We start from the raw sequence: 19,417 nt of genomic DNA, 5'->3' as shown, positions 1-19,417 counted from the left end.
AGCTAAACAAACGGGGCGAGCTGGACCCGCCAACGACTGTCGAGCCGTAGCAGAGACCCTTGTTATGAGCGATCACAGGTTTCATCGCGAGCCGAAGCCGCTGGCAAACATGGAGCGAATAAAAAGCTGTTCACAACACCATCTTACTAATCGAACCGTGCACCGAGCCTGTGACAAACTCAACCCGTGGTAGGCTGAGCGCGTCATAGACCTCACGATTGACGAGATTGATGACGAGGTTGAACGCTTCGGCCAACTCTGAAAATGAAGCATTTATGCTCGTTGCGGTCTCTTTTGTCAGATGGGCGGAAACCTTGTTGCCCGCTAAGATGCAAAGCAGAAGAAGTGTCTCTGCGCGGGCTGGAGAAACCCCCTGCCAGTTTTGTGTCGCTTGCGATACTGAAAGCGACGAAAGCCCAAGATCCCTCATCTTTAGGTCGTCGGCGTGATATCGCGTTGGTCGGACTGCTTGGAGCGATCCGCCTTGCACGGTGATGCCGAGGAAAAAAAGTAAGCCCCGCGCCACGAGCACAGCGGCATCCGCCAATGGATGCGTCAGAAAGCGCTGGTCGGAGATGGCGATCTCGAGGCTGGACGTGATTACTTTGAGTGGCTGAACATGTTCCAAGGTTGGACCAAGTTCAATAAACGTATGCATCTCCCGTAATCTCGCAGGAATTCTGTAATTTAAAATATCTGACAAACTAACCTCCCCGGATGCGCTGGCACTCGAAACTTGGGTATTAATACTGAGGAGCTGCTAGTGAAGCCAGTGACCCCCGTGCCTGCTCCGCTGACAAATAGGCCGATAAATCGTTCCTTTGCCAACTCGTGCTCGTCCTGCGGTCTCGTTTGCAGGAAAGTTTGCAAGTCCCGATGGGAGAAGATCGATTCCGCGCAGAATAAGGGGCAACAATACCGTTCGATTCGTAGAGGGATTGTTTTGAAATCCTGTTGCTTTCTGGCATTTTGCTTCCAAGACTTGGGGACGAGGTGAGACGTGCGAGAAATTTGGGAACTGCAGGACAAGCCTGCCTACGGCGGAACGATAGTGGATGCGGGTGTTCATCCCGAGGACGGATCGTCCTTGGTGATAGAGCTAACACCAGACGAGGGAACTCAATATCTGAGCTATTATCTCAGCGAAAAGGGATACAAGCGTGGCAAGGCCGCAGGCGTAAATTTCACGGACGATACTTGGCCTCTCCTGATTGCCGAATACGATTTTCCTACGCGCGTTCTTACAACCTACCCGACATGGCTTCGGTCCAATCAGAGCAATTTCACCAAACCGAAATACGGGTCGATCAAACGTATTTCGTTCGAGGATCAGCTACCGATGGATTCTCAGGTTGGCTTTGGAATGTTTTTTGACCTGCCTACCGGTTTCCACCGCGGGCCGTTCGAGGGCTTCGGTGTCGACCCCCGGATACGCTACATCATCAGCGCGTTCGATGAAGTGGAAGGCGCGGCCGGGCTTACAATATGCAACGACGACGAAATTTCCATCGACGGAGAGGAGATTCGGCTTCCGGAGCATATCTACAACGACATACGGCTGGATATTAATCGAGCTCATGAAGCAGCAGTGAGGTTCGCCAACGGGGAAAAGGTGAGCTACCTACGCAATCGCCTCCTGCCATCCGTCGTGCCGGATTTTGAACCCGATGATTTCGAGCGACCAGCGGTAGACCTGCAAGACACGGTGCGGTCCGCCCTCGTCAAAAAGGGCACGCCACGGTCCCACAACTCCAACACTGCCGCAGCGGTTCGAACGGTAATCCGCGAGGTCGACGAGATCGCCAAAGACAACCCGGTGCAACTGTTTAAGTTGAGCGAAAAAATCGAACTCATCTCGTTGCAAGTCCTTATAGAAAGCATGTCAAAGGAACTTCTTAATCGAAGAAAGGAGGGATTTTGGCAGGAATATTTCGTCCAAAACCCTTTCGTGTTGAAAATGCTCTTCGGCCTGCCGGTGATAATGTACACTGACCAGGCATCGGTCGGGGGCATGGGCCTCAAGCGCTCGGGCGAGAAATATGCGGACTATCTTGTTGAAGCGGGCATGTTGGGCAATCTCGGTATCGTCGAGATCAAAACCACCGAAACCCCACTGTTGACAAAGGAGCCTTACCGCCCGCCGACGCTTTATGGCCCATCCACGGAGTTGTCAGGCGGAGTAAACCAGTTACTCGACCAGAAGCTTAGGCTAATCAAGGGTATCGCGGCAAAGAAGGAAGACGACGACCAGCCGCACATTCAGGCTTGGTCGGTCCCGTGCATCCTGATCATCGGCAGGCTGCCCGCAACACGGGACTTGAAGAGGTCGTTCGAGATTTATCGCGGCGGCCAGCGCGATGTGCTGATCATCACGTTCGACGAACTTTTGGCCAAACTAAAGGCGCTACACGAATTCCTCTCGACCAAGTCGTCCGATTTCTAGGAAGGCGCTCTCTGACAGATCTGCCGATTTGGCCCGGCCGCGCAACACCATTCGCCGCGAAAAGGGCGACAAGCCGGACGATAACGATGCGTCGATCGCTGTCGAGCCCGATCTCAATGAAGACTACTCATTGAGCCAGTGACGATGGGCCACAATTTATTGTTGTGAAATATTAAGCTCGGCCAATATGATAGCAGCAGCAGAGCGCAGCCCGCGTCAGGAGGTCCTTGTCTATGGCGGTTATCCGCAAGCTTGAGATGAGAAATTTCAGGTCGATTAAGCAGTTGGACTGGTGGCCAACCGACGGGATGAACTGCCTGATCGGGGCCGGCGATGCCGGCAAGAGCAGCATCCTCGATGCAATCGACTTTTGCCTCGGCGCCAGACGCTCATTGACGCTAAGCGACTCCGATTTTCACAATCTCGATGTTGAGAATGAGATCTCCATTACGCTTGTTCTAGGGCGATTGAGCGAAAGTCTACGTAACTACGAGGCATATGGCGACTTCCTCTCCGGCTTACGGGCCAATGGGGGCATCGAGGAGGAGCCGGGACATGGTCTCGAAACGGTCTTGCGGCTCAACCTCACCGTATCCGGTGATCTTGAACCTCGGTGGCGCTTACTATCCAAACGGTCGCAGGACCGGGGTATCGACAGAGGGTTAAACTGGGGGGACCGTCTGGCCCTATCGCCTACACGGCTGGGGGACTGGGCTGAAAATAACTTGGCCTGGCGGCGAGGATCAGTCCTTAATCGCTTAAGCGAGGAGAAGCCCGATGCTTCCAAAGCGCTCTCCAATGCAGCACGAGAAGCCCGAAAGACGTTTGGCGCCGAAGCTGAAAGGCAACTGGGTGGAGCACTGGCGATCGTTACTAAGGCAGCACTCGAGCTCGGAGTACCCGTCGGCACTGCCGCAAAGGCTTTGCTTGATACCCACTCGGTATCCGTCAGTGGCGGGACGATTGCCCTTCATAACGACATGGGGGTGCCTCTTCGCAGCCTGGGTCTTGGTTCCACAAGGCTCCTGATCGCGGGACTGCAGCGGGAGGTCGCAGAGAAGTCTTCAATCCTTCTTGTCGATGAAATTGAACATGGCCTTGAACCACATCGCATTATGCGTCTGATCGGTTCGCTTGGGGCAAAAACAACACCGGCGCCGCAGCAGGTATTCGCGACGTCCCACTCTCCCGTTGTTCTCAAAGAACTGGGTCATCACCAGCTCTTTGTGCTCAGGAAAAACAGGGATGGCGCACATCATCCGTATGCGATTCCACCCGAAACTCAAGGGACACTACGCACGTTCCCAGAAGCGTTTCTTGCCCCGTCGGTTTTGCTATGTGAGGGCGCAACGGAGGTCGGGTTTGTTCGCGGAATTGATCAATACTGTGTTGCGCAAGGTCAAACATCCATACAAGCCGCCGGCGTCGCTGTAGTTGACTGTGGGGGTGGCCATTCCGATCGACCATATCAACGCGCCAAGGCGCTCATCAATTTGGGATACCGCACGGCAATATTTCGCGATGACGACGTGAAACCCTCGCAAGCCCTTCAGGCCGAAGTGGCGTCTCTCGGTGGGACCACTTTCACATGGTTCGATGGCCAGGATATCGAAAGCGCGATCGTGTTCAATGTAAGCGATCATATCCTTCTGCAGATGGTGGATTATGCGGTTTCTATCCACGGTATCGATCTGATCGCGGCGCATATCTCATCGGCATCTCAGGGGGCAGACAACCTTCAAAATATTCGCAACGTCCTCTTTTCACCGCAGCATTCAAGCTCGCCTTTACAGCGAAGCATTCTTGCTCGCGCCAGTGGCGGAAAAAATGCCTGGTTCAAGTCGGTCACGCACATGGAGCATGTCGCGCTTCACATCCTCGGTCCGAACCAAGGAGGGATCAACCCGGCGCTAACAAGTAAAATTAACGAGTTGTTAGGCTGGGCACAAACGACCTATGGATGAGGTAAATATCCTCCACTGCAATAGGGGCAGTCTCGCAGCTCCAGCGGGATGCGGCAAGACGCATCTCATTGCAACCAGCCTTCTAGCCCATGATCCCGCCAAGCCGGTTCTGATACTTACGCATACGAACGCCGGCGTTGCAGCTCTCCGTTCACGCCTGGACGCAGCCGGTGTTCCCCGGGATCGATATCGCATCACGACGATAGACGGCTGGGCACTGCGGCTTGTTGGAACGTTTCCCGGACGCAGCGGCCTGGACCCACAAATTCTTTCCCTGAAATTCCCGGCAAATGACTATCCTGCTGTCCGGCAAGGTACCCTCAACATCTTGCAGGGAGGTCACCTCAGCGATGTTATACACGCTACCTATTCCAGGGTACTCGTCGACGAATATCAAGATTGCATTACGCAGCAGCATCAAATGGTTTGCCGGCTGGCCGATATCTTGCCCACATGCGTGCTGGGCGACGACATGCAAGCAATCTTCGGGTGGGGGACGAACGTCCTGGTCGGATGGGCCGAGGTTGAAAGGACTTTTCCGCCACTGCCTCCCATGAGCACACCTTGGCGCTGGAACAATGCAGGATGTTCGGCTTTCGGCCAATGGCTCCTGTGGGTCAGGGGGGCACTGACACGGGGAGAGCCAGTCGATCTGCGGCTTGCGCCGAGTGAGGTATCATGGGTGCCAATCACGGGTCCGGATGACGTTCAGACCCTCACGCGTGCGGCATACACGTCATCGCCGGTCAATGGCGGCGGTGCTTTGATTGTTTGCGATAGCCGAGTCCCGCGAAGGCACAGGGATATTGCGAGCAGGGTGAGAGGAGCGGTCGTCGTCGAAAATGCAGATCTGTCCGACTTTACAAGATTCGCGGAACAGTTTGACTTCGCCGCCCCGGGAGCTGCGAATGCTTTGATCGATTTTGCCGGTGAGACCCTTATCGGTGTTGGGCCAGCACAATTGAAGCAGCGTCTCACCACATTGCTCGCAGGTCGATCCCAGAAGGCGCCGACAGACGCCGAAACGGCTGCGGTCTCCTTTTCGAACGATCCGAACCCAAAGTCTGCTGTAGACTTCCTTGTTGAAATTAATCGACAAGCGGGGGTATCCCAGCTTCGACCAGCAATCTTGCGAGCATGTATCCAAGCTCTCAACGCCTCAAGATCAGCTGAGGAATTTCACGACATGGCATTGCTCGCTCGCGAGCAGTCGAGAGTTCTTGGAAGGAGTGTTCCCAACCGTGCCGTGGGCAGCACTCTTTTGTTAAAGGGTCTCGAAGCCGACGTATCCATTGTAATCGACACCGACACGCTCGATGCTCGTAACCTCTACGTCGCAATGACACGTGGCTCACGACGTCTTGTGATCTGTTCGACCAACCCTATCCTCGTTCGATCTATGTAAGCGCAGGATACAGTTTTCGATCACTACCATTCGTTTGGGATAGGCATCCATTGCAGAATGAAAAGGATGAAAATGACAGTTCCGGTCCAGCTCGTAACCGCAGTTGAGTATCTTTGGCGAATGCCGCCGCTCGGGACAGCTAGCCTCACGAAAAGGCCGGCATTCATCAAGCTCACCGAGGTGTGCGGCGAAATTTACGGTTTTGCCCATGCTGACTACGCTCTTTCAAATGCACTGCGGTCGCTGGGAGCCCCGTTCAATCTGCCAAAGGACACTCGCGACAGGGCCTTGAATGCTGAGTTGGCTGCGCTCAAACTGCACGAAGCAATGACAAGCAAGACAGTTCGCCGGCGCCATTTGTGCCCTCTCGATTTATGCGATGAACTCCCGTCAATCCGGTTCGGAAACAGCGTGGTTGGAGAGTTCGGCGAACCGGAACTGGCGGAATTTTTGGACGTTGCAAGGCTGGCGCGATTCTATCCCACCTATATACCGCCAGTACGCCAACTCACGCAATTTCGCTGGCTGGTCGTCGAAGAGCATGTCGCAGTTGACCCAAGACCGGAAGCGCGGGCCCTCCCCATACTGTTCGCCGATCTCAGCCAGGACTTCGGCGAGATCGATCCCCATCTCGGACGCTTTCCGCCAGTTGTCGAGGCGGCAATCTTTTTTCTGCTCCTTGCACCATGGGAAGATTGGGCGGTCTATCCCGAAGTGAACTGGCGCGCCTTCCGTCTTCCGTGGCTTCATACTGTTGACGACGATCTTTTTGTAAGGCCGATGGCACCTCCAAGCCCAAATACGCTCTCCCTGCAGCCAGACATTGCTTATGACCGATATGGCGATGAGGTTGAAATAGAGCGGCCGACCGTCAACAACCTGGAAGAAGAGGCACGCACTGATTTTACCCGGCTGGACGAGACCCTCTGGCAAAGTGTCCTGGACGCTCGTGCTGGCGTCTTGTTCGAGACACCGATCGTGCATTTCATTGTGCGCGCCTTTCTGGCTGACGGCATGGACGAAGTCATGGCCCATATGACCGCCATCGAGGCGGGGCTAGGATTGGAGATGGATCACAGAAGAGGGCTGCGCCCGAAACCGGACGCGCACCGGGATGTGTCCCCTTCCGATAGAGCTGCAGCACGTTTGGCCGCTCTCCTGAACGACGCGACCGCGGCAACAGCCTATCGCCAGCTGTTTGAGCTGCGCAGCAGTTATGTCCATGGCAGAGCCGGTCTGGCCAAGATTCCCACCACCTTGCGCCTGAGCGCCAGACGTCTCGCACGGAAAATGGCGGAGGCGCTCGTCGCGCAATCACCGGTGCAGCCAGCCACACGTGTCCAAGTCCTCAATGATCTGCTAGATCGGGGAGCCCCGCTTCTGTGATCAATTTCCCTCCAAGAGCAGGTAAAGCATGACTAATTTACAGCGACGCGTCGCGCGTTCGGTTTCGGAATATCGGGGGCAGAACAAGATCAGTGCGAAATCGTACGTTTAGCTTGGAAAGTGAAGCTGAAGGCCGGTATTCATACCATAAACTCAATCATACATTGCATTTAATCGTAATGTTTCATTTTTGAAAGAGGTCGTAAATTACCGAAATTGCTCGGGAATTATGTTAGCGCACGATTTTGCACTGTTCTTGTTGTGACCCCAGGGACGCCCGTCTGCCTCCGACTTTGAGATCGACGCATCTGGACTATCTTGAATTGACAAATTTGGCATCTTGTAAAGTTCGAGTCGCACAAACTTTAATCTTGTGCCATAATGTCAAACATGAATGGACAGCCAGAGACAAAGCTAAAGCAGCTTCTGCAGGAAGTCCCCCCCGGTTTCCTGGTGGACTCGGGGTGGATGAGCCGTCATGCAATCTCGCGGCAGTCTGTTTCAGGCTATGTCAAACAAGGTTGGCTAGAGCCGGTCGTGTCAGGCGTGTACCGTCGCCCATTTTCCTCGGACGCCAATCCAGAAGCTGTCGGCGGCTGGAAAATCCCCCTGCTCTCGGCTGTCTGGCTCATGCGACGCAAATTTCATGTCGGCGGGGCGAGCTCACTCTCCTTGAGGGGACATGCCCACTACCTGTCATTCGGCGGCGAATTTGCCCTCTATCTCTACGGATCCGATGTCCCGACATGGCTATCGAAACTCAGGACGGACGCCGATGTGAAGACCAAGAGTAACGTCTTGTTCGGCGACGGATCGATCGGCGTTGAAGACGTGGATTTCGACCTTTCCAACGGCGACGACCCGGAACTGGCGCAAAGCCCATGGCGCTGGCCAATACCGATGTCCTCACCAGAGCGCGCGATCCTTGAAATGCTCGAAGAGGTCCCGAAGGGGGAAAGTTTCCACAAGGTGGACGTGGCGTTCGAGAGCCTCGCCAATCTGCGCCCGAGATTGCTAACGACACTCCTGACCCAGTGCCGAAGCGTCAAAGCCAAGCGCCTCTTCTTCGTGTTCGCCGACAAGCATAATCATGCCTGGCGCCGGCACGTCGAAACCTCATCCATCGATCTCGGCAAGGGCGACCGGGCGCTTACACCTGGTGGCCGGTTGCACCCCGACTATCGCATCACAGTCCCGGCCGACTTGATGCCAAAGGAGGCCCAACATGGCCCGTGACCAATACAAGCGCCAAGTCGACCTCCTGGTGCGGACGCTTCCTTACATCGCCCGCTACGACGCTTTCGCCCTGAAGGGCGGGACCGCCATCAACCTCTTCTATCGCGACATGCCGCGGCTATCGGTCGATATCGACCTGACCTATCTGCCGATCGAGGATCGCGAAACGACGCTGAAAAATATCGACACGACACTGGAGCGCATTCGCGAAGACGTGATGGGCAATCTGCGCGGCGCGAGCGTCCAACGGATCGCCGGCGGCGGCAACAACGACACCCGCCTCCTCGTCCGTCAGGGCAATGCCGAAATAAAGGTCGAGACATCTCCCGTCGCGCGCGGAACTGTCCATCCACCCGAACGCCGACGCGTGAGCGCGGCCGTAGAGGATGAATTCGGTTTCGCCGAGATGCAGGTCGTTTCGTTCGAGGACCTATTTGGCGGAAAGCTTCATGCGGCAGTAGACCGGCAGCATCCGCGAGACCTGTTCGATGTGAAGATGCTCTATGAAAATGAGGGCCTGACCGACGCTCTGTTCCGGACATTCCTGATCTACGTCGCTAGCTCCGGACGCCCGCCGCACGAGCTTGTGCGGCCGTCGCTCGCAGACCTCGACGAGGCCTTCGTAAAGGAATTCGAGGGGATGACGATTGAGCACGTCGGCCTCGACGACCTGAAAGCCGCGAGAAGCCAGATGACGGCCGATATTCTCGCGAAGCTGGACGACAAGGCGATGCGCTTCCTGCTGTCGCTCCACGATGGCGAACCGGATTTCGAAGCCATCAGGCTGCCACAGGCCGCGGAGCTGCCAGCCGTGCGCTGGAAGCTCCTGAATTTGCAGAAGTTGAAGGAGCAAAACCCCACGAAACACGCCGAGCAGCGGCGGGAGATCGAGGAGATTACCTCGGAGACCCGCAAGGACTCCGGAGGCGACAAGACCTGACCCATGGGCACTTCGATTGAACTGAAGGTGGGTGGCGTCTCCCTTGACTATGCCAAAAACAATATGGGGCACGATTACGGCTACCTTTTTCAAAGCCAGGATTTGGCGCGCCGGCCATGCGATGGCATAGACTACGATTACTATGCCGACCATCCTGAAGAGGAAGACGAGCTCGCTGAGAGCGAGCTTTCCTTCGTTCGTCCACTGTCGCGGGTCGTTCCGAGACTGCAGATACTCGGGCATAGCCTAGAGACCGCCAAGGCGGAATATGAGGCTCTCGCGGCTGAGTCGGCAGACATTACAGCGATGGTCGCGAACGGACGGAGGCCAGAGCACTTAGCCTTCGAGGAATTCTGCGCTCTTGCCAACCACTTCTCCCTTACAAGCCTTGCACAGAAGTATGTGGAGTACGAGACCGACGACCGCGACATCGTTTCGCAAGGGCGCTTCGCCATCCTTGCGGAGAAATTTGCCCGTGTCCCCTGGACCGAGAACTCCAACTCCTATTGGTCTGAAGCGAGCTACCTGTCGTCAAAAATCTGCATCCTGAGCGCTGCTTCGATGCTCTCAATCTTCGCTCAGGATCCGCGGAATGCGGAGGCGGAGGTGGTATGGCAGTTCGGCAATCTCGTTAATGCAGGTTGGGCCGCACGGGGAGACTTTGTCGCCGGCGCGGACAGAAAGCAGACTATCCTGGTCGCGACTGAAGGTGCGTCGGATTCTCGGATCCTGCGCCGTGCGCTCGACCTCCTTCGGCCCGACGTCGCGGATTTCTTTCGCTTTATTGACGGCGATGAGCGGCATCACTTTTGGGGCACCGGCAATATGGTACGGTTTGCCGAGGGACTGGTGCGGATTGATATACAGAACCAGGTGCTGTTCCTTCTCGACAATGATGCGGAAGGTATGGATGCGTACCGCAAGCTCAAGGAGCTGAATATGTCGGCGAACCTGCGCAGCATGGTTTTGCCGAATGTTGAGGAACTGCGGAGGTTTCCGGCACTTGGCCCGGAGGGACTCAGCAACTGTGACATCAATGGCCGCGCCGCGGCGATCGAATGCTATCTTGATCTCAATCTGCCCGGCTACCCGCCGCCGCAGGTGATCTGGAGCAACTTCAAGCGCGAGATAGGATTGTGGCACGGCGCATTGGAGCACAAGGAATCCTATGACCGCCATTTCATGAAGCATGATGCTCAAGAATTAGCGTCAGGGAACTATGATCTCTCCAAGCTCAATCAGGTCCTTGATGCGATCGTCGCTGAGGTTTCATTGTTAAGCGCAGCAGATCAGCACTAACCTCAAGGCATTAGAAGGACGCGATATGAGTGCAGCAGCGATTCTTGATGAGATGGCCCGACGCGACAATATTGTTGATATTTTCGGCCGCGTTCTCGCTCGTCATGGAATTGTGTTGGCCATAAACCGCATGGACTTTCACCTGTGCAAGACGGTGATAATCGAACTCACGTCCCAACCTGCCCGCCTTTCGGCAACCGTACTGGATTTCATGTTTCCCCATGAGCCCACACCGAGCACGGTCTACCATTATACTGGGTTCAGCGGATTTCAGGGGATTGTCTCCTCGGGCGAGCTTCGGCTCTATCCGGTCCGCAACCGGCTTGGCCAAGGTGGAGAGCTTGCGGCATTCGCCAAGTTACACATGCTTGACGGTTATCTAGACAAATCAAAGGGCGAAGAGTTTTATAGCACCCTATCTGATGACCTGTTTTATGCCTCCCTGACGCGGATTCCTCCAAAGGATCCACTGCTGATGTGGGGAGCATTTGGCAGGAGCACAGGAGTACGTCTCGAACTCAAAGTTACACCTAAACCCGCCGCCGCGCTTCGGCCGATCTATTACGAAACCAGCGGGTCGATGACACTCCTACAAGAAATAAACGATGCGCTGCGAGCTGCAGGAGAGCCTCCGTTCAATCCTTGGACGATCTCGCGCGCCGGCGCGTTCTATCTGGATTGGACCGTTGCATTGGAAGACGAGGTCCGCCTTCTCGTCAAACGGCATCCGGATGGTATTGACCTCGCCCGAAACGATGGCGTCTCCGACTACTGGCCGATCCCGATCGACCAACCCAATGACTTTTGCGATCTGCAATTGACCGGCGTCCATGTTGCTCCGGGCGGCAACAGAGACGCGACCATCGCCGCCTTGAAAGGTACGCGCTTCGCCGCCGTTTCAGTCACCGGGCCGTAGTCGCGCGCCCTGCAACCGGCGGGGTGCGAAGGACCTGGTGTGCCTCGGCTAAGCAAATCTGAGGCTGGGCGAGATCGGCCTCAATCTCGAAGTCGCACCTCTGGCAACGTCCTTGCTCGCCAAGTTCGGAGGGCGCGCTATTGGCGACCGCGTATTCCTTTGCTCAAATACAATAAAGATTCGCGCGGTCGATAGTACGCGCTGGGCCGGAGTGAGCATGTATCTCAAAAATCTTAGTCTCAGTAATTTCCGTTCTTTTGGTCAGTCCGAAATTCCTCTTTGCAAAGATCTGACGATCCTTGTTGGAGAAAACAACGGCGGAAAAAGCAACGCCATTGATGCGATACGGCTTTTAACGGCGCCACTTGGGGGGCGCCGGGAACTCTATTGCGAGACGACGGACATCCGATTTGGTAGCGACGAGAGAAAGTTCGAGCTGACCGCGACCTTCACCGAGCTGACTCCGGCACAACAAGGCCGGTTGATTTCAGCGGCGACCGATGCCGCGATCTCCGGCTGCATTTTCGGTCTCAAATATGATGAGACAACGGGCCGCTTCCCCGTGCGTCCGATTTTGTGGGGCGGGCATCAGCAGGGCAATCCGGAGCCCGGATGTCACGACATGGTCCGGCATGTCTATTTGCCGCCGTTGCGCGACGCAAAGCGGGCCCTGGCATCCGGCAATCCTACTCGCATCTACGCACTTCTCAATCACTTCCTTGATGGAGAAAAGCCGGAGGCCTTGGCCAAGGCACTTCGGCGCGGTGTGGAATCGGAGATTCTTGGTAGAGTCGGGGGCGCTGTGGAAGTCGGGCTTAGCGCGTTGACTGATGGCGTGCGGCGGCAAGCTGCGTCCCTGGGCTTCGCAAATGACGAGAAGCTAATCGATATCGCGCGCGACCTCCGCTTCAAGCTCTCCGATCACGGCATCGAGCCCGAGGATATTCGTTATTCGGGACACGGCTACGCGAACCTTCTCTATATGGCGACGATCGCGGTCGAGCTCGAAAAGGTCAACGACGCCGATTTGACGCTGTTCCTGGTCGAGGAGCCGGAAGCCCATCTCCACCCCCAGCTCCAAGCGGCTGTGCTCAGCTTCCTTGACGAGCAGGCCGAGAAATCGCGTAAGCCGCGCGCTGATGTTCAAGGTCCGGCGGGCGAGTTGCAGGTGATCGTAGCAACCCATTCGCCGAACCTTTCGGCGTGGGTGGAAAGCAAGAAACTCGTCTTTTTCCGATCCTTTCTTCCCCCGCCAGCTTTGGCCGAGGCCACTGTTGCGGAGAAAGAGCCGCATGCGCTCGCCGGCGTTCCAGCCGAGATCATGCCGGAAATCGAGCCGAATCCCGTGATGCCGGTGGACAGGCCGAGGCGAGAAACACGCTGCATTCCGCTCAGTGCATTGGCGCTCGATCCGGTCGAGCGTCGCAAGGTCGATCGCTATCTCGACGTGACCAAATCGGCGCTCCTGTTCGGTGGTCGCGTGCTCCTCGTCGAGGGGATCGCTGAAGCGCTTTTGCTTCCGGTCATCGCGAAGAAGGTCGTCCTGAAGGGCGAACCGGAGAAGCTCCGCCTGTTTCGCTCGGCGGTGTTCGTCCCGATTGATGGCGTTGACTTTGAGCCTTACGCCAAGTTGCTCCTCTCACCCTACAATGAGGTGCGGATCGCGGATCGGCTTGTCGTCTTGACGGACGGCGACGGTGGCGAGGTTGCAGGCGGGGCAATGACGCCAGGCGCCGGACGCAAGCGCGATCTGGAGGCAGCCGCCGCAGAACTTGGCGCAAGCGATCTGCTTGAGGTCGTGATCAACGACTATTCGCTCGAGGCAGAATTGGTGCGAGCAGGGAACGGGGCTCTGCTCAAGGGGGCCTATGTCAAGCTCCACCCGCGCTCAGCTGACAAGTGGGAGGCCGCCGTCGGGCAGGCCGGCGCTGCACAGGCGGTAGCAATTCAAAGATTGTTCGAAACGACGCGCAAAGGTGATTTTGCCCAGCTAGTCGCTGATGAAATCAACAACGGCGCGGCGTTCACAGTACCGGGCTATTTGAAGACGGCGATAGAGGCGCTCGTGAAATGATCGCTGCGCCGTTCAAGCCGACTGATGAGCAGAAGCGCGTGATCGAGCATTCGGGATCTGCCTTCATCGCGGCGTGTCCGGGTGCGGGCAAGACCCGTGTCATGGTGGAGCGAGCGCGCAAGCTTCTAAATGGTGGGGGAACGAGTGGCGCAATCGCTTTCCTCTCCTTCACGATCGCTGCGGTCTCGGAGCTGGATGATCGACTGCGCCGCGAAGGCCTGATCGATACGCCGGCTTTTCCTCACTTCATCGGCACATTCGATGGGTTTCTCTGGCAGTTCCTCATCGCACCCTTCGGGATCGATGGCTGCGCCGCGAAGCCGAAGCTCATCCCGGACAAGGATGATCGCATTATTCAGCCGTTTGCCGGGGCGCAGGCCTTGCCGTTGGAGTGCTTCGATCGCACGACGGGGGTGGCAATTCCGGCACTGATTCAGCGCCATGGCTTTCGCGGGAAGCTCAAGGCTCATGAAACTGCGGCCCGGAACGCGCGAGCGCGCTTCCTGGAGCGCGGCGAACTCGATTTTACCGATGCGCGGTCTATGTCGCTTACCCGGTTACGCGATCCGGAGCAGGGCGCGGTGCTTGGCCGGGCGCTGGCGGCGCGCTTCCTTGAGCTCATCGTTGACGAGGCACAGGACTGTAATCCGGTCGACCTGGAGATCATCGACTGGTTGCGCGCAGCCGGCGTACCCGTGAAGGTGATCTGCGATCCCAACCAAGCGATCTACGGCTTCCGCGGCGGCGTGACACGCGAGCTTGCGCAATTCGCTGAGAAGTTCGGCGAAGCCGAGCGTCTTCCTATGAGCGGAAACTTCCGATCAAGCCGCCACATCACGAAGGGTGTGGTCGCGTTGCGCGCGCCCAATATGCGTGCTGCGATCGACGAAGCGCTGGGTGAGCACCGCGACGAACCAAAAGCAATTCAGATCCTGTCCTATTCAGGAAGGGGCGTGTCCTCGACGATTGGGGCGAAATTCCAAGAGCTCGTCCAAGCAATGGGGTTCGCAGCAAAGGATTGTCCGATCGTTTCGGCGACACGACGGACCGGCGCGAACGCACTCGGACATCCCCAGGATACGGGCGTTCGCGATCTGAGCTACAGGCTTGCCGTTGCGGTGAGCGATTTTCACTTCTCGTTCGAGATTGGCGGTCGGAAGGAGGCGCTTGTCGCAATCCACCGCATCATGCTCGAATTGGGTGGCGGCATGGGCGGAAAGACCTATCACCAGCATCTCACGGATACAGACGCAAGCCCGGAGTCGTGGCGCCCTGCAGCCCTCGCGTTGGCGCAGGCCCTGAAGTTCAGTCCGGAGCGGTTCGCAACGGCCGAGGCGTGGCACGATGAGGCCCGTCGTCTTCTCGCGCCGTTGCTGCCGGCCGGCGGCCCGTCAATCAATCAGCGGCTTCGCCGCAATGGCGATCTGGACAAGGCATTGTCCGTCGCGCCCCCATCCGGCCACGCTGCGCGGACAATCCATAGCGTGAAGGGTATGGAGTTTCCGGCGATCTGCGTGGTGATGTCGCCGAGCACCGCGAAAGGCATCGTCGATTTTCTGACCGGGGATGCCGCGGTCGACAATGAGGAAGCGCGCAAGATCTATGTGGGGGCGTCGCGGGCGCAGCGCCTGTTGGCGATCGCGCTGCCGCGAACGCAGGCCCCACGGCTCCGAGATTTGATGGCGGGAATGGGAGGCTCGGTCGACTTTACTGCGCTCTAGTCTGTCTCTCACTCGGTAACTGACATGGGGCGCGGAATGCGTTCGCAAAAGTCCGTTGAACATCTGCCGAGAAGTTAGCGGAGCCGTATATGACGACCGCGGACTTTGGCTTCGGCGTTAAGTCGCGAGGAAGCGTTCTGCCGTGCGGCTTCAGCGCGATATGATTCAAGGCCTTCACTTTTCTTTGTCAGTTTTTTTTCTTAACTTATTGACATTGTCAGGTTTCAAAACGATGATGCAGACATTGGAGGCGATGATGACCGACGGACCTTTCCGAAACTCCGCATTTAACAACAAGTGGAAGCAGTACGGACGGGACCTCGTCAATGACGCCGCCTCGCCGGACGAGCGCGCCAAGCAGGCCTGTCACAGCGTACTCAGTGCCATCGATATGAAGGCATTCGATCGGCTCTATCGTGAACTGGATTCTCGTGCATCGCGTGACCAGATGGATCTGGACTCCGTAGCAGCGACGGAATCCATCTTCGACAACAATGAGCGCTCGTCTTTCGGCGATGCGCTCGAGCGAAATCTTCTTTGCAATCTGCGGGAAGGGATGTCGGAAAGAAAGTCGCTCGACGCGGCCCTCGGAAGCGCTGTCAGCGAGCTTCTCGAAAACGCTAGAAATCGTATCCACGAGGAATGTCTTCGCGCCAGAGATGTTCGAGATATGAGCCAGACGGATTTTGCAAAAGGCGTTCAGCGGAACCGAGAAACCTTCGCGAATATCGATGTCGACAGCATTTGTGCTGCTCTCGAGAACGGCAACAAGAACGCGTTCCGCCGGACCGCGCGAACGGATGTGAACGATGGACCAGATGAAGACTGAAGCGCCCTCTGAGACCCATCAGGAAAAGCACCTCTTTGTTGTTGAGAGAGGCCGGGGTGCTCAACGTCCGGAATTGGATAAAGCTGCCGTTGCCGAGGTCGGCAAGCATATACAGTTCGTTCCAGATATTCTTGATACCTTTGACGTGAAGGGGTTTGCGGCAAAACACTATGACCTGATGGTCTTGGCCGCCGCTATCGAGTTTGCCGACCGCCGGTGGAGGCGACCGGCATCATGGCTGCGCAATCTGCATGTTACGATCCCCGTCATTGACCACGCATGCTGGTCGAGGCCTGAAGTGCAGTCGTCACTGCGAAGCGCCATGAAATTTTTGACCGGCGACAGCTGGCGTTTCACTTTTGTCAAAGCCGCCAACGCGTCTCCGATCGGTTGGCGGCAGGTCCCGCTTATGTTTGAACAGCCGAAAACTTTCGCGATCGCCTACAGCAACGGACTGGATTCGCGTGCAGTGTCCGCGTTGAGCGGACCGCCCTCCGAGGCCTTGTGTATTCGCGTGGCCAGCACCAAACAGCGCCGGATGGAGGGCGACAGCCACTTCACTCAAATTCCGTTCCGGGTGAAGGGCTTCAAGGGCAAGGAAAGTAGCTTCCGATCTCGCGGTTTCCAGTTCGCGGCAATGGCGACGATTGCCTCGCATCTTTCTAATGTAAGCAGAATTATCGTACCCGAAAGCGGGCAAGGCGCACTCGGACCGGTGCTCGTACCCCTCTATAATATCTACACTGATTACCGAAATTTCCCGACGTTCTTTAGAAAGATGGAGCGGTTCACGCGCGCTTTGCTCGACTGCAGCATAAAGTTTGAACAGCCACGCCTTTGGTCGACCAAAGGTGAGACGATGAAGGCCTTCCTGGGATTGCCAGGTAGGAAGCATCAGCATTTGATCAATACCCGTTCGTGCTGGCAGACGCGCAGGATCGTCAATGCCGAGCACCGGCGGCAATGCGGTCTCTGTGCTGCCTGCCTCTTGCGTCGGATGAGCCTTCACGCAGCAGAAATCGTAGAGCCGAGCGACGCCTATGTTGTCTCCGATCTATCAGCTGCAGAAGTCGATTCAGCGCTCGCAAGCATCACTGACGATGCTGATCGTGATATCATGGTTGAATACGGAAGCGTGGGGGCTCGCCATCTCGACCATCTCGCCACGATGTCCGAATTGCCGGATGCAAAGTTAAGGCCATTCGCTTCGCAGATTGCCGCCGCGACTGGTGAGGCCTATGAGCAAACTCTTCGAAACCTGAGAATAATGTTAATGACGCATGCCCGAGAATGGCGGACCTTCTTGTCCGCGCAAGGTGAAAAAAGCTTCTTGAAAAACTGGATGGACGGAGGCCGCTATGACTGCTCTGAATGAGCTGAGCGCGCAGGAAATCGGCCGCCGTCTTCGGATTGCACGCGAGAACGCCGATATTCGCCAAGATGACGCTGCGCAGTTCATCGACGTCTCACGACCGACGCTGGTCTCCATCGAGAAGGGTGTAAGACGTGTTCGCATTCAGGAGATCCAGACTTTGGCTCGCCACTATGGCGTGTCGGTAAATGCACTGTTGCGACGTGAGGCCGTCCATACCGATCTGATGCCGCGATTTCGCAAGCTCCGAGAGACGGAAGACGACCATACGTTGGAGGCAGTACGGCTACTCAATGACTTGATCAAAGCGGACGTGGAGCTCGAAAACATTCTCGGCATACAGCGCCGCCGTAACTATCCTCCTGAGCGTGGCATAAACGAGGGTGACGCAGTCGCGTTGGGTGAATCCCATGCAAAGGAGCTTCGTGATTGGCTCGGGTTGGGATCAGGTCCTGTCGCCGATATCTTTTCCATCGTGGAGCGGGGACTCGGAATTCGCCTTTACCAGCGACGCCTTTCTTCAAAATCAAGGGTCGCGGGCTTGTTCACTTACGATGACAACGTGGGCGCTTGCATTCTGCTGAACGCAAACCATCCGCTACCTCGCAGGGTCCAGACTGCGGCACACGAGACCGGGCACTTCTATGGAACGCGGCAAATACCTGAGGTCCTCGAAGAGGATGAGAAATTTCTTTCGCGGGACGAGCGTTACGCAAATGCCTTCGGCCGCGCATTTGTCACGCCGGCGGAAAGCTTCGGCGAGAGCTTTCGAGAACTGAAGGAGATCACTGGAAAGACGACGCGGCGCCTCGTTATTCTCCTTGCTGACCAATATGGGATATCCCGCCAAGCGTGCGTTCTGCGCTTGGAGGAGCTCGGGCTTGTAAAGAAGGGAACGTGGTCCTGGTTTGAGGATAACGGAGGCATTACGGACGAGCAGGCGCGAGAAGTGCTCGGAAGTGCTGCCGACCGGCGCGACGCTGGGAAAGCTGATGCAGATCGGCTGGTTTCGCAACGAATGAGTTTGATGGCACATGCGGCTTGGAAGCGCGAGCTGATGTCAGAGGGGCAGCTCGCCGAACTCCTGAAAATCACCAGGCTGCAGCTGCGCGAGATCGTCGACGAAATCGAGCTTGAGGAAAAGGAGACGGATGACCTACTCAAATTCCCTGAGTGACGATGCCGTCCCTTTGGTTCTCGATACCAGCGTGCTGATCAACCTGCATGCCACCAGGTGCGGGATCGATATCCTCACCTCGATTCCCAATCCGATCATCGTCGCGAACATCGTAGCTGGCGAGCTTGAAAACGAGACCAGCCGTCGCAACGGCGAGGAGGCATTCCTGGCTGCACTTTCTGCGGCTGGACACGTCTCATTGCTTGATCTGACGGATCAGGAATCTGAGATGTTCTTCGCGCTCACTTCAATATCGCCCACACTCGATGACGGAGAGGCGGCGACGATCGCACTTGCCAGCACGAGGGGCCTCTATCCGGTAATAGACGAGAAACGCGGCCGGAACCGCGCCAATGCAATCATGGGCGTCAAACCTGCATGGTCGCTCGATCTCGTTCTTCATCCGATAACTGCCGAGAGCCTTGGGGAAGAGGATCATAGAGAGGCCGTTTTCCGGGCTCTGCGAGATGGTCGAATGCGCATTCCTCCAGAAAGCACTTCCCATGTGGTCGGTATCATAGGAATCGAAAATGCTAAGTACTGCACCTGTCTCCCGGGTTACAAGCAGCTCTTCTCGCGTCGCGAACCGCAGAAAATGCCTATGAACCAGTTGCTTATTTAGCAATTCACTCCCGCACGAAGCAACGGGAAGGCG

15 protein-coding genes are annotated in these 19,417 nt (G+C 56.6%); 14 read left to right on the top strand and 1 reads right to left on the bottom strand.

Features of this window, described 5'->3' with window-relative positions:
• Positions 1-130: 130 nt before the first annotated feature.
• Positions 131-703: a hypothetical protein gene (locus JNB91_RS18810; protein WP_220327020.1), complete on the bottom strand. Its 573-nt coding sequence runs from the start codon at positions 701-703 to the stop codon at positions 131-133.
• Positions 704-1,000: 297 nt separating this feature from the next.
• Here JNB91_RS18810 and JNB91_RS31460 point away from each other — a divergent pair, with 297 nt between their 5' ends.
• The 14 genes from JNB91_RS31460 (at position 1,001) to JNB91_RS18740 (ending at position 19,384) form a co-directional block, all read left to right on the top strand.
• Complete coding sequence (locus JNB91_RS31460; protein ID WP_220327019.1) at positions 1,001-2,443, top strand: Shedu immune nuclease family protein; 1,443 nt, start codon at positions 1,001-1,003, stop codon at positions 2,441-2,443.
• A gap of 233 nt (positions 2,444-2,676) precedes the next feature.
• Entirely contained in the window at positions 2,677-4,407 is a 1,731-nt protein-coding gene (locus JNB91_RS18800; RefSeq protein ID WP_220327018.1) for an ATP-dependent nuclease, read from the top strand.
• Positions 4,400-5,812 carry a UvrD-helicase domain-containing protein gene (locus tag JNB91_RS18795; protein WP_220327017.1) on the top strand — a complete coding sequence of 471 codons (1,413 nt, stop codon included), beginning with the start codon at positions 4,400-4,402 and terminating at the stop codon, positions 5,810-5,812. The genes JNB91_RS18800 and JNB91_RS18795 overlap by 8 nt, the downstream gene beginning before the upstream one ends.
• Positions 5,813-5,884: 72 nt before the next feature.
• The gene (locus JNB91_RS18790) at positions 5,885-7,198 is read left to right on the top strand and encodes a hypothetical protein (protein ID WP_220327016.1); all 1,314 of its coding nucleotides are present in this window, start codon (positions 5,885-5,887) and stop codon (positions 7,196-7,198) included.
• 381 nt (positions 7,199-7,579) lie between these two features.
• Positions 7,580-8,434: a type IV toxin-antitoxin system AbiEi family antitoxin domain-containing protein gene (locus JNB91_RS18785; RefSeq protein ID WP_346269367.1), complete on the top strand. Its 855-nt coding sequence runs from the start codon at positions 7,580-7,582 to the stop codon at positions 8,432-8,434.
• The gene (locus tag JNB91_RS18780; protein WP_220327014.1) at positions 8,424-9,374 is read left to right on the top strand and encodes a nucleotidyl transferase AbiEii/AbiGii toxin family protein; all 951 of its coding nucleotides are present in this window, start codon (positions 8,424-8,426) and stop codon (positions 9,372-9,374) included. The genes JNB91_RS18785 and JNB91_RS18780 overlap by 11 nt, the downstream gene beginning before the upstream one ends.
• A 3-nt stretch (positions 9,375-9,377) precedes the next feature.
• Entirely contained in the window at positions 9,378-10,673 is a 1,296-nt protein-coding gene (locus tag JNB91_RS18775; protein ID WP_220327013.1) for a HEPN/Toprim-associated domain-containing protein, read from the top strand.
• A gap of 25 nt (positions 10,674-10,698) precedes the next feature.
• Positions 10,699-11,589: a hypothetical protein gene (locus JNB91_RS18770; protein WP_220327012.1), complete on the top strand. Its 891-nt coding sequence runs from the start codon at positions 10,699-10,701 to the stop codon at positions 11,587-11,589.
• A gap of 217 nt (positions 11,590-11,806) precedes the next feature.
• Positions 11,807-13,663 carry an ATP-dependent nuclease gene (locus JNB91_RS18765; protein ID WP_220327011.1) on the top strand — a complete coding sequence of 619 codons (1,857 nt, stop codon included), beginning with the start codon at positions 11,807-11,809 and terminating at the stop codon, positions 13,661-13,663.
• Entirely contained in the window at positions 13,660-15,384 is a 1,725-nt protein-coding gene (locus tag JNB91_RS18760; protein WP_220327010.1) for a UvrD-helicase domain-containing protein, read from the top strand. Before JNB91_RS18765 ends, JNB91_RS18760 begins: the two co-directional genes overlap by 4 nt.
• Before the next feature lie 142 nt (positions 15,385-15,526).
• The gene (locus tag JNB91_RS18755; protein ID WP_346269366.1) at positions 15,527-16,213 is read left to right on the top strand and encodes a hypothetical protein; all 687 of its coding nucleotides are present in this window, start codon (positions 15,527-15,529) and stop codon (positions 16,211-16,213) included.
• A complete protein-coding gene (locus tag JNB91_RS18750) occupies positions 16,194-17,588 on the top strand; it encodes a 7-cyano-7-deazaguanine synthase (protein ID WP_223218266.1) in 1,395 nt (464 codons plus the stop codon). Before JNB91_RS18755 ends, JNB91_RS18750 begins: the two co-directional genes overlap by 20 nt.
• Positions 17,572-18,762: an XRE family transcriptional regulator gene (locus JNB91_RS18745; RefSeq protein ID WP_220327009.1), complete on the top strand. Its 1,191-nt coding sequence runs from the start codon at positions 17,572-17,574 to the stop codon at positions 18,760-18,762. Before JNB91_RS18750 ends, JNB91_RS18745 begins: the two co-directional genes overlap by 17 nt.
• Positions 18,737-19,384: a PIN domain-containing protein gene (locus JNB91_RS18740; RefSeq protein WP_220327008.1), complete on the top strand. Its 648-nt coding sequence runs from the start codon at positions 18,737-18,739 to the stop codon at positions 19,382-19,384. The genes JNB91_RS18745 and JNB91_RS18740 overlap by 26 nt, the downstream gene beginning before the upstream one ends.
• The last annotated feature ends 33 nt before the right edge of the window (positions 19,385-19,417 follow it).

Source organism: Aliirhizobium wenxiniae (genome assembly GCF_019511445.1).
In the GTDB taxonomy this organism is placed as follows: Bacteria; Pseudomonadota; Alphaproteobacteria; order Rhizobiales; family Rhizobiaceae; genus Neorhizobium; species Neorhizobium wenxiniae_A.
The sequence above is the reverse complement of the archived record's forward strand: the minus strand, read 5'-3'. Positions and strand labels throughout refer to the sequence as shown.